Below are 12,697 nucleotides of genomic sequence, written 5' to 3'. Positions count from 1 at the left end.
ATCAGGCGCGAGCCGGCGGGCCGGCGCGCCTGTCGGGGCCCCGTGCCAGTGTGACCTCCCCTCGGCGGGAGCTGCGGGTCAGGCGCGCGGGCTGCCCGTCGTGCCGCGGACCACCAGCTTCGGCTGGATCACCAGGTGCGCGGGCTCCCGCGCGGGGTCGTCGAGGCGGGAGACCACCGCGCGGACCGCCAGTTCGGCCTGCCGCTCCGGCGCCTGCGCCACCGTCGTCAGGTCGATGTGCGACAGCTGCGCCAGCGGGCTGTCGTCGAAACCCACCACCGAGATGTCGCCCGGCACCTCCAGCCCGGCCCGCCACACGGTGTCCAGGAACCCCACCGCGCACCGGTCGTTGCCGGCGAACACCGCGGTCGGCATCGACTCCCGGTCGGCCAGCAGGGCGCGCGCCGCCGCCGCGCCGGATTCCTCCGTCTGGTCGCCGGGCAGCACCGAAACGTGCGAAGCCAGCCCGTGCCGCCGCAGCGCGGCCTTGTAGGCGCGGCGCCGCTCGGCCGAACCGGGCCCGTCGCCGCCGTCGATGTGCGCGATCGACTTGTGCCCCAGCTCCACCAGGTAGTCGATGATCTGGCGGACCCCCTGGGCTTCCGCCGCGTGCACCGCGTCCACCTCGGCCCCGCTGAACCGGCGGCCCACCACCGCGGTCGGGATGCGCGTGGCGAGCTCCCGCACGTACCCCGGCTCCAGGTTCGGGCCGAGCAGCACCAGTCCCTCGCACCGGTGGCTGAGCAGCGCCTCGACCGCGGCCTGCTCGGCCCGGCTGGGCGCGGTCGCCGACAGCAGGATGTCGTAGCCCAGCTCCTCGGCCACCGGGTAGACGCCCTCGATCAGGTCGTTGTGGAAGGGGTTGCGCGCCGTGAACATCACGCCGAGCACCTTGCTGCGGGACCTCGCGAGCATCTGCGCGGCGCTGTCCGGCCGGTAACCCAGCTCGCGCGCCGCGGCGAACACCCGCTGCCGGGTCTCCTCGCTCGGCCCCCGCTCGTTGCGGAACACCAGCGACACCAGCGCCCGCGACACCCCGACCCGCTGGGCCACATCCCCCATGGTCGGGCGCCGCCCGCGCCTCGGCTTGCCGGGCTCGTCCCCGGCCTCTGCGCTCATCCACTTCCTCCGCGGCTCTTGACACGACTCTCGGCTGTCTCCATAGTACCGGGTACTAGAGCGCGCTAATAGAGCGCGCTAACCGCTCCCCGCAGGCCACACACAAGGAGGTGTCCGGGTGACCTTCGACGTCGTCACCATGGGCCGCATCGGCGTGGACATCTATCCACTGCAGACGGGTACCGGCCTGGAGGACGTCACCTCGTTCGGCAAGTACCTCGGTGGCAGCGCGACCAACGTCGCCGTCGCCGCCGCCCGGTACGGGCGCCGGACGGCGGTCGTCACCAAGACCGGCGCCGACCCGTTCGGCCGGTTCCTCCACCGGGCACTGGCCGGCTACGGCGTGGACGACCGCTTCGTCGGCACGTCCGGGCACCTGCCGACCCCGGTGACCTTCTGCGAGATCTTCCCGCCGGACGACTTCCCGCTCTACTTCTACCGCTTCCCGAAGGCCCCCGACCTCGACCTCGCGCCGGAGGATCTGGACTTCGGCGCGATCCGCGCCGCGAAGATCTTCTGGGTCACCGTCACCGGCCTGTCGCAGGAACCCAGCCGCTCCGCGACCCTGGCCGCGCTGGAGGCCCGGGCCCGCCGCGGGATCACGATCCTGGACCTGGACTACCGCCCGATGTTCTGGGAGTCCCGGGAACAGGCCCGCGAGTGGGTGGGCAAGGCCCTGGACCACGTCACCGTCGCCGTCGGCAACCTCGACGAGTGCGACACCGCGGTCGGCACCCGGGAGCCACGGGAAGCGGCGAAGGCGTTGCGGGACAAGGGCGTTTCGCTGGCGGTCGTCAAGCAGGGCCCGAAGGGTGTCCTCGCGGTGGACGACGACGGCGAGGTCGAGGTCCCGCCGGTGCCGGTGCGGGTGGTCAACGGCCTCGGCGCGGGGGACGCGTTCGGCGGGGCCCTGTGCCACGGGCTGCTGTCCGGCTGGGACACCGCGCGGGTCATGCGCTTCGCCAACGCCGCCGGGGCGCACGTGGCCGGTGAACTGTCCTGTTCGGACGCGATGCCGACCGAAGACCAGGTACTGCGCAAGCTGGGAGGAACACAGGGTGTCTGAGACGGTGCGGCGGATCGTCGCGAAGCGGGTGCACGACCCGGAGGCGATCGCCGAGGCGGCGGCGAACCGGGTGCGGGCCAAGTCGCCGTTCAACGACAAGGGCCGGACGATGATCATCGCCGCGGACCACCCCGCCCGGGGTGCGAACGCCGTCGGCGGGGACCCGCTGGCGATGGCCGACCGGGGTGAGCTGCTGGACCGCCTCTGCCTGGCCCTGGAACGGCCGGGGGTCACCGGGGTGCTGGCGACCGCGGACATCCTCGACGACCTGTTGCTGCTGGGCGTGCTGGACGGCAAGACGGTGATCGGCTCGATGAACCGCACCGGCCTGGCCGGGTCGGCCTTCGAGATCGACGACCGGTTCGCCTGCTGCGACGCCGAGTCGATCGAGCGGATGCGCTTCGACGGCGGCAAGACGCTGACCCGGATCTGCCTGACCGACCCGGCCACCCCGGGCGTCCTGGAGAACACCGCGCGGGCGGTCAACGAGCTGGCCGAACGGAAGCTGATCGCGATGGTCGAGCCGTTCCTGTCCGAATGGGTGGACGGGAAGCTGCGCAACGACCTCTCCCCGGAGGCCGTCATCAGGTCCATCACCATCGCCTCCGGGCTGGGCCGCACCTCGGCCTGCACCTGGCTGAAGCTGCCGGTGGTCGCGGACATGGAGCGGGTGATGGCGTCCTCGACGCTGCCCGCCGTGCTGCTGTGCGGCGAGGTCGAGGACCCGGACGCGGCGTTCGCGTCCTGGCAGCAGGCGCTCGCGCTGCCGACCGTGCAGGGGCTCGTGGTGGGGCGGTCGCTGCTGTACCCGCACGACGGCGATGTCGCCAAGGCAGTGGACACGGCGGTGGGGCTGCTGTGAAGCTCCATCGCGAGGCGGGCAGCACCGCCGGGGGACCGTTCGACGTGGTGGTCACCCCGGAGTCGGCCGGCTGGGTCCACTCCGGACTGCGGGTGCTGGACCTGGACGGCACCGAAACCGTCCGCACCGGCGACTTCGAGACACTCGTGTTGCCGCTGTCCGGCAGCTGCACGGTCACCGTGGACGGTGAGGAGTTCGCTCTCGCCGGCCGCGCCGGGGTGTTCGACTCGGTCACCGATTTCGCCTACCTGCCGCGGGATGCGGAGGCCACGATTGCCGGCACCGGCCGGTTCGCGTTGCCGGCCGCGAAGACCGGCCGCCGCTTGCCGGCGCGGTACCAGCCGGCGAGCGCGACCCCGGTGGAACTGCGGGGCGCGGGCAACTGCTCCCGCCAGGTCAACAACTACTGCCTGCCGCACACCTTCGACGCCGGCCGGCTGCTGGTGTGCGAGGTGCTGACGCCGGGCGGGAACTGGTCGTCCTACCCGCCGCACAAGCACGACGAAGCCCGCGACGGCGAAAGCGTGCTGGAGGAGATCTACTACTTCGAGGTCTCCGGCGGCGGCATGGGCTACCAGCGCGTGTACGGCTCCTCCGACGTGCTGGCCGAGGTCCGCAGCGGGGACGTGGTGCTGATCCCGCACGGCTGGCACGGCCCGTCGATGGCCGCGCCCGGCTACGACCTCTACTACCTCAACGTGATGGCCGGGCCGGGCCCGGACCGCGCCTGGCTGATCTGCGACGACCCCGCCCACGGCTGGGTGCGCCAGACCTGGGAGTCCCAGGACACCGACCCGCGCCTTCCCTTCGGGAGCACGCCATGAGACTCACCACCGCGCAGGCGCTCGTGAAGTTCCTCGCGAACCAGTACTCCGAGCGCGACGGCGTCGAGCAGCGCCTGATCCCCGGCACCTGGGGCATCTTCGGGCACGGCAACGTCGCCGGCATCGGGCAGGCGCTGCTGCAGTACGCCGACGAGATGCCCTACTACCTGGCCCGCAACGAGCAGGGCCAGGTGCACGCGGCGGCGGCGTTCGCCAAGATGCGCAACCGGCTGCAGACCTTCGCCTGCACGGCGTCGACCGGCCCGGGCTCGACGAACATGATCACCGGCGCGGCCCTGGCGACCACCAACCGGCTGCCCGTGCTGCTGCTGCCGTCCGACATGTTCGCCACCCGGTCCCCGGATCCGGCGTTGCAGCAGCTGGAGGACACCCGCGGCGGGGACGTGACGGTCAACGACGCGTTCCGGCCGGTGTCGAAGTACTTCGACCGCATCACCCGCCCCGAGCAGCTCATCCCGGCCGCGCTCGCGGCGATGCGGGTGCTCACCGACCCCGTGGAGACCGGGGCGGTGACCCTGTGCCTGCCGCAGGACGTGCAGGCCGAGGCGTTCGACTGGCCGGAGGAGTTCTTCCGCCGCCGCGTCTGGCACATCGGCCGCCCCCTGCCCGAACCCGGCGCCCTGGCCCGTGCCGCCGGGTTGCTGCGTGGAGCGAAGGCGCCGTTGATCGTGGCCGGCGGGGGAGTGGTGTACTCGCAAGCCGAGCCGGAACTCCGCGCGTTCGCCGAGGCCACCGGCATCCCGGTGGCCGACACGCACGCGGGGAAGGGCGCGGTCCCGTGGGACCACCCGTGCGCGGTCGGCGGGATCGGGTCCACCGGCACCACCGCCGCGAACGCGCTGGCCGCGGAGGCGGATGTGGTGCTGGGCATCGGCACCCGCTACTCCGACTTCACCACCGCCAGCCACACCGTGTTCGGCAACCCGGACGTGGAGTTCGTGAACCTGAACGTGGCCCGCCTCGACGCCGCCAAGCATTCGGCGGAGATGCTGCTGGCCGACGCCAAGCTCGGCATCGCAGGACTGCGCCAGGCGCTCGGCGGCTGGCAGGTCGGCGAGGCCTACCGCGCCCGCGCCCGGATGCTCGCCGACGACTGGAACCGCACGGCCGACGCCTGCTTCACCATCGGCCACCAGCCGCTGCCCGCGCAGACCGAGATCCTCGGCGCCCTCAACGCCGCCCTGGACGACCGGGACGTGGTGATCAACGCGGCCGGCTCCATGCCCGGCGACCTGCAGATGCTCTGGCGCGCTCGCGACCCGAAGGCGTATAACGTCGAATACGCCTTCTCCTGTATGGGCTACGAGGTGGCGGCCGGGGTCGGCACGAAGATGGCCGCACCGGACCGGGAGGTCGTCGTCCTGGTCGGCGACGGCTCCTACCTGATGATGGCGCAGGAGATCGTCACCATGGTCTCCGAGGGCCTCAAGGTGATCATCGTCCTGGTGCAGAACCACGGGTTCGCCTCCATCGGCTCCCTGTCGGAAACCCTGGGCTCCCAGCGGTTCGGCACGCGGTACCGGTACCGCAGCGGCGACACCGGCCTGCTGGAAGGCGGCGTGCTGCCGGTCGACCTGGCGGCCAACGCGGAAAGCCTCGGCGCCACGGTCCTGCGGGCGTCCACGGTGGACGAGTTCCGGGCGGCGATCGCCCGGGCGAAGGCGAACCGCACGACCACCGTCGTGCACGTGGAGACCGACCTGTACGGCCCCAACCCGCCCGGATCGGCGTGGTGGGACGTGCCGGTCAGCGAGGTCTCCGAACTCGACTCGACCCGCAAGGCCTACGAAACCTACTCCGCCACCAAACGAGCACAGCGCCACTACCTGTGAGGAACAGCGTGAACACCATCGAACACTGGATCGGCGGCGCGCCCGCCCGCGCCGGCTCCACCCGCACCGCCCCCGTCTACGACCCGGCCACCGGGCAGCAGCAGGCCGAGGTGCTGCTCGCCGGACCGTCCGACGTGGACACCGCGGTCGCGGCCGCGGGCAAGGCCTTCGAGTCGTGGGGCAACTCCTCGCTCACCCAGCGCGTCCGGGTCATGTTCGCCTTCCGCGAGCTGCTCGTGCGCCACGAGGACGAGCTGGCGCGGATCATCTCCGCCGAGCACGGCAAGGTCATCGACGACGCGCGCGGTGAGATCGTCCGTGGCCGCGAGGTCGTGGAGTACGCGTGCGGCATCGCCGACGCGCTCAAGGGCGGGTTCTCCGACCAGGTCTCCCGCGACGTCGACGTGCACAGCTTCCGCCAGCCGCTCGGGGTGGTCGCCGGCATCACGCCGTTCAACTTCCCGATCATGGTGCCGCTGTGGATGCACCCGATCGCGATCGCCACCGGCAACACCTTCGTGCTCAAGCCCAGCGAGCGCGACCCGTCGGCGTCCAACTTCGTCGCCGAGCTGTACGCGCGAGCCGGGCTGCCCGAGGGCGTGTTCAACGTGGTGCACGGCGACAAGGTCGCGGTGGACGCGATCCTCGATCACCCGGACGTCGCGGCGGTGTCGTTCGTCGGCTCCACCCCGATCGCCAAGTACGTGCACGAGCGGGCCACCGCCTCCGGCAAGCGCGTCCAGGCCCTCGGCGGGGCGAAGAACCACGCCGTCGTGCTGCCCGACGCCGACCTGGAGTTCGCCGCCAACCACCTCACCGCGGCCGCGTTCGGCTCCGCCGGCCAGCGGTGCATGGCGATCTCCGTCGGGGTCGCCGTCGGCGAGGCCGGCGACGAGCTGGTGGAGATCCTCGAACGCAAGGCGAACGAGGTCAAGGTCGGCCCGGGCTCGGACGCCGGCAACGACATGGGCCCGGTCGTCACCCAGGCCGCCCGCGAACGCGTCATCGGCGCCGTCACCAGCGGCGCCGAGCAGGGCGCCACCGTCGTCGTCGACGGCCGCGGCCTCACCGTGGACGGTCACGAGGACGGCTTCTTCGTCGGGCCGTCGCTGCTGGACCACGTCACCACCGAGATGGACGCCTACCGCGAGGAGATCTTCGGCCCGGTCCTGGCGATCGTGCGGGTGGACACCATCGACGAGGCCATCGCGTTGATCAACGCCAACCCCTACGGCAACGGCACCGCGATCTTCACCGGCAGCGGCGAGGCCGCCCGCCGGTTCCAGCGCGAGGTCAAGGTCGGCATGATCGGCGTCAACGTGCCCATCCCGGTCCCGATGTCCTACTACTCCTTCGGCGGCTGGAAGGACTCGCTCATCGGCGACAGCCCCATCCACGGCCCGGAAGGCGTCCGGTTCTACACCCGCGCCAAGGTCGTCACCAGCCGCTGGCCGCACACCGGCAAGTTCACCGCCGGGTTCGACTTCCCCACCTCCAGCTAGGAGCACCATGACCACCGCGACGACGCGCACCGTGATCGGCAACCTCTGCCTCGGCTCCGCCCCCGACTCGTGGGGCGTCTGGTTTCCCCAGGACGAGCAGCAGGTCCCGCACACCCGGTTCCTCGACGAACTCGTCCAGGCCGGCTACGCATGGCTGGAGCTGGGCCCGTTCGGCTACCTGCCCACCGACCCGCGGCAGCTGGCCGACGAGCTGGGGGAGCGCGGCCTGAAGGTCTCCGGCGGCACCACCTTCGGCGCCCTGCACCGCCCCGGCCAGTGGGACGACATGCTCGCCACCACCCGCCGGGTCGCCGAGCTGACCGCCGCCGCGGGCGCGCACCACCTCGTCTACATCCCGCCGATGTACCGCGACGAGAAGACCGGTGCCTACACCGAATCGCCCGAGCTGACCGCCGAGCAGTGGGCCTCCTTCGGCCGCCGCGCCGGCGACCTGGGCCGGATCCTGCTGGAGGAGTACGACGTGCGGCTCGTGCTGCACCCGCACGCCGACAGCCACATCCAGACCCAGCAGGAGATCGAGCGTTACCTCAACGAGAGCGACCCCCGCTACGCCAACCTGTGCCTGGACACCGGGCACGTCGCCTACGGCGGCGGCGACGCGGTCGACCTGATCCGCCGCTTCGGCGAGCGCATCGGCTACGTCCACATCAAGCAGATGGACCCGGCGGTGCTCGACCGGGTGCGGGCCGAGAACCTGTCCTTCGGTGAGGCGGTCAAGCTCGGCGTGTGCGTCGAACCGCCGGCCGGCGTGCCCAACCCGGCCGAGGTGATCGACGCGCTGTCCGGACTGGACGCCGAGATCTTCGTGATCGTCGAGCAGGACCTCTACCCGTGCGCCCCGGACGTGCCCCTGCCCATCGCCGTGCGCACCCGCGAGTACCTGAACTCGTGCGGCCTCTCCGGCACCCGCCGCCCGGGAGGGGAGCGCGCATGACCATCCACATCGGAGTGATCGGCACCGGCATGATCGGCCAGGACCACATCCGGCGCCTGACCGACGTGGTCACCGGTGCCGAGGTGGTCGCGGTGACCGACGTCGACGGCGCCCGCGCCGCCGAGGTCGCCTCCGGCATCGGCGCCCGCGCCCTGCCCACCGGCCAGGACGTCATCGCCGACCCGCTGGTCGACGCGGTCGTGGTGACCAGCTGGGGGCCCACGCACGCGGAGTACGTCCTGGCCGCGATCGCGGCCGGCAAGTACGTGTTCTGCGAGAAGCCGCTGGCCACCACCGCCGAGGACTGCCTGCGCGTCATCGAGGCCGAGCAGTCCTTCGGGCGGCGGCTGGTGCAGGTCGGGTTCATGCGCCGCTACGACGCCGGCTACCGCGCGATGAAGGAGGTCCTCGACTCCGGCGGCCTGGGCCACCCGCTGATGGTGCACTGCGCGCACCGCAACCCCACCGTGCCCGAGGCCTACCACTCGGCGATGGCCGTGCAGGACACCGCGGTGCACGAGATCGACACGATCCGCTGGCTGCTGGGGGAGGAGATCGTCTCGGCGCAGGTGATCCGCCCGCGCCGCACCGCCAACCGGTTCGAGCACCTGGTGGACCCGCAGTTCATGCTGTTCGAGACCGCCAGCGGGGTGCGGGTCGACCTGGAGGTGTTCGTGAACTGCCAGTTCGGCTACGACATCCAGTGCGAGACCGTGTGCGAGTCCGGCACGGTGCGGCTGCCCGATCCGGCGGACGTGCTCGTCAAGACCGCCGCCGTGCAGCGCACCGGCGTGCTGCAGGACTGGAAGGACCGCTTCGGCGCCGCGTTCGACCGCGAGTTCGTGGAATGGATCGCCTCGATCGACGACGGCAGGCTCGCCGGCCCCAGCGCGTGGGACGGCTACGCCGCGGCGGTGGCCACCGACGCCGGCACCGAGGCGCTGGAAACCGGGCGGGTGGTGTCCGTGCGCCTCAAGGACCGCCCTGACCTCTACGGGAGCTGACGTGAAGATCGCACTCGACCCCTACATGCTGCGCGACCTGCCGATGCGCGAGATGGTCCGCACGGTCGCCGACATCGGCTACGAGTACCTCGAACTGTCCCCGCGCGCCGACTTCATGCCGTTCTTCCTGCACCCGCGCGCCGACGACGACAAGGTCGCCGAGCTGAAGCGCGTGCTGGCCGAGACCGGTGTGCGGCTGGCCAGCGTGCTGCCGCTGTACAAGTGGTCCAGCCCCGACGAGACCGAGCGGCAGGCCGCGGTCCGGTACTGGAAGCGGATGATCGAAGTGACCGCCGAGCTGGGCTGCCCGCTGATGAACTCCGAGTTCAACGGCCGCCCGGAGCAGGCCGCGGAGAGCGAGGCCGCGTTCTGGCGGTCGATGGAGGAGCTGCTGCCGGTCTTCGAACGCGAAGGCATCGCCCTCAACCTCGAGGCGCACCCGGACGACTTCTGCGAGCTGAACGACCCCGCGGTGGACCTGGTGCGCGCCATCAACGAGCCGTGGGTGAACTACCTGTACTGCGCCCCGCACACGTTCCACCTCTCCGACGGCGCGGGCGACATCGCCGCGATGATGCGCTACGCGGGCGACAAGCTGCAGCACGTGCACATCGCGGACACCTTCAACCACAAGGCGTCCTCCGGTCTGCGCTACATCCTCAACCCGCCGGGCACCCCGGCGCGCGTCCACCAGCACCTGGACATCGGCCAGGGTGAGGTGGACTGGGACGCCTTCTTCGGCACGCTGCGCGAACTCGGCTTCGACGGGGTCGCCACGGTGTGCGTCTTCGCCTGGGAGGAACGCGCCGTCGAATCCTCCGCTTTCATGCTCGAACGCGTTACCAAGGAACTGGCCGCCTAGAGGAAGACACCCCTCATGTCACACGTCAAAGACGACGCACCATCCGGGCAGACCCTCCCCGCGGACCAGCCGGGGCCGCACAAGCGGCGGCTGCGCCTGGTCACGGTGATCGCCACCTTCGGCGGTCTGCTGTTCGGGTACGACACGGGCGTGATCAACGGCGCCCTGCCCTACATGCAGGCCGACCTCGGGCTCACCCCGCTGACCGAGGGCCTGGTGACGAGCTCGCTGCTGCTGGCCGCGGCGCTCGGCGCGGTGCTGGGCGGGCGGTTGTCCGACCGCCGCGGCCGCCGCCGCACCATCCTGGCGCTGGCGGTGATCTTCCTCGTCGGCACCCTGGGCTGCACGTTCGCGCCGGACACCACGGTCATGGTGCTCTCGCGGTTCGTGCTCGGCCTGGCCGTCGGCGGCGCGTCGGTGACCGTGCCGACCTACCTCGCCGAGGTCTCGCCCGCCGAGCGGCGCGGCCGGCTGGTCACCCAGAACGAGCTGATGATCGTCACCGGTCAGCTGCTCGCGTTCACCTTCAACGCGATCATCGGCAACGCCTTCGGCGAGAGCGGCGGGGTGTGGCGGTGGATGCTGGTGCTGGCCACGCTGCCGGCGGTGGTGCTGTGGTTCGGGATGCTGGTCATGCCGGAGAGCCCGCGGTGGCTGGCCTCGCGGGAACGGTTCGGCGACGCGCTGGCGGTGCTCAAGGAGGTCCGGTCGGGGCGGCGCGCGGAGGCCGAGCTGGCCGAGGTGCGCCAGCTGGCGCTGGAGGACCGGCAGGCCAAGACCGGCGGCTGGTCGGACCTGGCGACCCCGTGGATCCGGCGGCTCGTGCTGACCGGGGTCGGCATCGCGATCGTCCAGCAGATCACCGGCGTCAACTCGATCATGTACTACGGCACGCAGATCCTCACCGACGCCGGGTTCTCCGCCAACGGCGCGCTGACCGCGAACATCGCCAACGGCGTGATCTCGGTGCTGGCCACCTTCGCCGGGATCTGGCTGCTGGGGCGGGTCGACCGCAGGCCGATGCTGATCGCCGGGCAGATCGGCACCACCTCCGCGCTGCTGCTGATCGGGCTGTTCTCGCTGCTGCTGCCGGAGGGGATCGGGCGCGCGTTCGTCGTGCTGTCCCTGACGGTGACGTTCCTGGCGTTCCAGCAGGGCTCGATCTCGCCGGTGACGTGGCTGATGCTGTCCGAGATCTTCCCGCTCAAGCTGCGCGGGTTCGGGTTCGGGCTGTGCGCGCTGGTGTTGTGGCTGACCAACTTCGCGGTCGGGCTGCTGTTCCCGCTGCTGGTGGAGGCCATCCACATCTCGGGCACGTTCTTCCTGTTCGCCGCGCTCGGCGTCGGGGCGATCACGTTCGTGGCGAGGTTCGTGCCGGAAACCCGCGGCCGGTCGCTGGAGACGCTGGAGAAGGAACTGCGCACCCGCTACACGGGGACGGTGACGGTCTGATGGCGGTGCTGGTCGCGGTGAGCGATTCGGACGAGGGCACGCTGGCGCTGGACGCCGCGGTCGCCGAGGCCCGGCGGCGCGGGACCGGTCTGCTGGCCGCCAACCTGCGGCTGGCGCCGCTGGAGGTCTCGCACGTGCCCGCCGACGTGGCGACGACCGTGCTCGACCGGGAGCCGGACGTCGAGGTGGGGCAGCACGTGCTCGGCCTGCTGGAGCGCCACCGCGACGAGGTGGAGCTGCTGGTGATCGGCATGAAGCGGCGCAGCCCGGTGGGCAAGCTCGTGCTGGGCAGCCTCGCCCAGTTCCTGCTGCTCAACGCGGACGTGCCGGTCCTGGCGGTGAAGGTGCCCGCGTGAGGGAGCACCGGCCGGGGCGGGTGTGCCCCGGCCGGTGCGGCCGTCAGGCCATTTCGGGGACGCGCAGGTGCGCCAGGGCCAGTTCGAACTCGGCCACCTCCAGGATCTCCACGCCGGCTTCCTCGGCGCCGCGCGAGCGCAGGGCGTCGGCCCGGTTGCGGGTGCTCGCCATGTTCTCGTGGCTGTCGTAGGTCACCGAGGACACGGCGATGCCGGCCTCGCGGTCGATCATCAGGCTGGCGCTGCAGAACCCGTCGAGGCGCTCCAGCTCGGGCAGCAGGCCGATGCGGTAGGTGTCGATGGCGCGCTCGAGCTCGTCGAACCGGGTCCAGGTGACGCGGCAGCAGGCGCCCTCGGGTGCGGGGCGGGTGCGGTGCAGCACCGTGATCTCCCACTCGTCGACCTGGGCGCGGTTGCCGCCCATCACCTCCGCGGCGTGGTCGCGCAGCGGGCGCACCCGGTCCGCGCTGTCGCGCATCGCCTCCCGCGACTCCCACGAGCTGGTGGCGATACAGCGCCCGGAGTCCCGGTCGACGAGCATCGACAGGCCGACACAACCGGGCATGGCCATCAGCTCCGGCATGACCTCGTCGCGCAGGTGGGCGATGCCCGCGTCGATGGTGTCCTGGTGAGCTTGCACTGTGGTGGAACGCGCGAACACGCCTCCCACCCCCTCTCCGATCGAGGCGGCGTCCCGGCGGCGCCGCCGGTAGCCCTCCACCTTGCGCCGCTGTCCGGGCGGGCGCAACCGTGGCTGCGGAGCCTCCCGGTGAGTGATCCTGCTGTGGCGCGGGAACCTTTCGCCGCGCGACGGGCGATCTGGTCCTCCCGTTCAGGGCTGG

12 protein-coding genes are annotated in these 12,697 nt (G+C 71.7%); 10 read left to right on the top strand and 2 right to left on the bottom strand.

The genetic code is table 11. The features are described from left to right. Positions 1 to 78: 78 nt before the first annotated feature. Complete coding sequence (locus D0D15_RS00125) at positions 79 to 1,119, bottom strand: LacI family DNA-binding transcriptional regulator (protein ID WP_233156995.1); 1,041 nt, start codon at positions 1,117 to 1,119, stop codon at positions 79 to 81. A 118-nt stretch (positions 1,120 to 1,237) separates the two neighbouring features. Between D0D15_RS00125 and iolC the strand changes: the two genes are divergently transcribed. From iolC to D0D15_RS00075, 10 genes are read left to right on the top strand one after another with little or no spacing between them, the layout of a single operon-like run. Next, a complete protein-coding gene (iolC, locus tag D0D15_RS00120) occupies positions 1,238 to 2,185 on the top strand; it encodes a 5-dehydro-2-deoxygluconokinase (protein ID WP_255407817.1) in 948 nt (315 codons plus the stop codon). Continuing rightward, the gene (locus D0D15_RS00115) at positions 2,178 to 3,047 is read left to right on the top strand and encodes a Cgl0159 family (beta/alpha)8-fold protein (RefSeq protein WP_115944121.1); all 870 of its coding nucleotides are present in this window, start codon (positions 2,178 to 2,180) and stop codon (positions 3,045 to 3,047) included. The genes iolC and D0D15_RS00115 overlap by 8 nt, the downstream gene beginning before the upstream one ends. Next, positions 3,044 to 3,871 carry a 5-deoxy-glucuronate isomerase gene (iolB, locus tag D0D15_RS00110; RefSeq protein WP_094002816.1) on the top strand — a complete coding sequence of 276 codons (828 nt, stop codon included), beginning with the start codon at positions 3,044 to 3,046 and terminating at the stop codon, positions 3,869 to 3,871. Before D0D15_RS00115 ends, iolB begins: the two co-directional genes overlap by 4 nt. Further along, complete coding sequence (gene iolD, locus D0D15_RS00105) at positions 3,868 to 5,724, top strand: 3D-(3,5/4)-trihydroxycyclohexane-1,2-dione acylhydrolase (decyclizing) (protein WP_094002817.1); 1,857 nt, start codon at positions 3,868 to 3,870, stop codon at positions 5,722 to 5,724. The genes iolB and iolD overlap by 4 nt, the downstream gene beginning before the upstream one ends. A gap of 8 nt (positions 5,725 to 5,732) precedes the next feature. Further along, positions 5,733 to 7,226 (top strand): CoA-acylating methylmalonate-semialdehyde dehydrogenase, encoded by a 1,494-nt coding sequence (locus D0D15_RS00100; RefSeq protein ID WP_094002818.1) that lies wholly within the window; start codon positions 5,733 to 5,735, stop codon positions 7,224 to 7,226. 7 nt (positions 7,227 to 7,233) lie between these two features. Further along, the gene (locus D0D15_RS00095; RefSeq protein WP_115944120.1) at positions 7,234 to 8,181 is read left to right on the top strand and encodes a TIM barrel protein; all 948 of its coding nucleotides are present in this window, start codon (positions 7,234 to 7,236) and stop codon (positions 8,179 to 8,181) included. Beyond that, positions 8,178 to 9,185 carry a Gfo/Idh/MocA family protein gene (locus D0D15_RS00090; RefSeq protein ID WP_094002820.1) on the top strand — a complete coding sequence of 336 codons (1,008 nt, stop codon included), beginning with the start codon at positions 8,178 to 8,180 and terminating at the stop codon, positions 9,183 to 9,185. The genes D0D15_RS00095 and D0D15_RS00090 overlap by 4 nt, the downstream gene beginning before the upstream one ends. A 1-nt stretch (position 9,186) precedes the next feature. Beyond that, the gene (locus D0D15_RS00085; protein WP_094002821.1) at positions 9,187 to 10,047 is read left to right on the top strand and encodes a sugar phosphate isomerase/epimerase family protein; all 861 of its coding nucleotides are present in this window, start codon (positions 9,187 to 9,189) and stop codon (positions 10,045 to 10,047) included. A 15-nt stretch (positions 10,048 to 10,062) separates the two neighbouring features. Further along, positions 10,063 to 11,499, top strand: coding sequence for a sugar porter family MFS transporter (locus tag D0D15_RS00080; RefSeq protein WP_115944119.1), 1,437 nt, complete (start codon positions 10,063 to 10,065; stop codon positions 11,497 to 11,499). Then, the gene (locus D0D15_RS00075) at positions 11,499 to 11,855 is read left to right on the top strand and encodes a universal stress protein (RefSeq protein WP_094002823.1); all 357 of its coding nucleotides are present in this window, start codon (positions 11,499 to 11,501) and stop codon (positions 11,853 to 11,855) included. Before D0D15_RS00080 ends, D0D15_RS00075 begins: the two co-directional genes overlap by 1 nt. A 43-nt stretch (positions 11,856 to 11,898) precedes the next feature. Here the strand turns inward: D0D15_RS00075 and D0D15_RS00070 are convergent, their stop codons facing one another. Continuing rightward, complete coding sequence (locus D0D15_RS00070) at positions 11,899 to 12,516, bottom strand: antibiotic biosynthesis monooxygenase (RefSeq protein ID WP_198958082.1); 618 nt, start codon at positions 12,514 to 12,516, stop codon at positions 11,899 to 11,901. Positions 12,517 to 12,697: the final 181 nt, after the last annotated feature.

The organism is Amycolatopsis thermalba (assembly GCF_003385215.1).
In the GTDB taxonomy this organism is placed as follows: Bacteria; Actinomycetota; Actinomycetes; order Mycobacteriales; family Pseudonocardiaceae; genus Amycolatopsis_E; species Amycolatopsis_E thermalba.
This window is presented reverse-complemented; position numbering and strand designations above follow the sequence as displayed.

Coding starts and splice junctions, on each gene's coding strand:
- D0D15_RS00125 (WP_233156995.1), bottom strand. CDS start 1,119: ATGAGCGCAGAGGCCGGGGACGAGCCCGGCAAGCCGAGGCGCGGGCGG.
- iolD (WP_094002817.1), top strand. CDS start 3,868: ATGAGACTCACCACCGCGCAGGCGCTCGTGAAGTTCCTCGCGAACCAG.
- D0D15_RS00095 (WP_115944120.1), top strand. CDS start 7,234: ATGACCACCGCGACGACGCGCACCGTGATCGGCAACCTCTGCCTCGGC.
- D0D15_RS00090 (WP_094002820.1), top strand. CDS start 8,178: ATGACCATCCACATCGGAGTGATCGGCACCGGCATGATCGGCCAGGAC.
- D0D15_RS00080 (WP_115944119.1), top strand. CDS start 10,063: ATGTCACACGTCAAAGACGACGCACCATCCGGGCAGACCCTCCCCGCG.
- D0D15_RS00075 (WP_094002823.1), top strand. CDS start 11,499: ATGGCGGTGCTGGTCGCGGTGAGCGATTCGGACGAGGGCACGCTGGCG.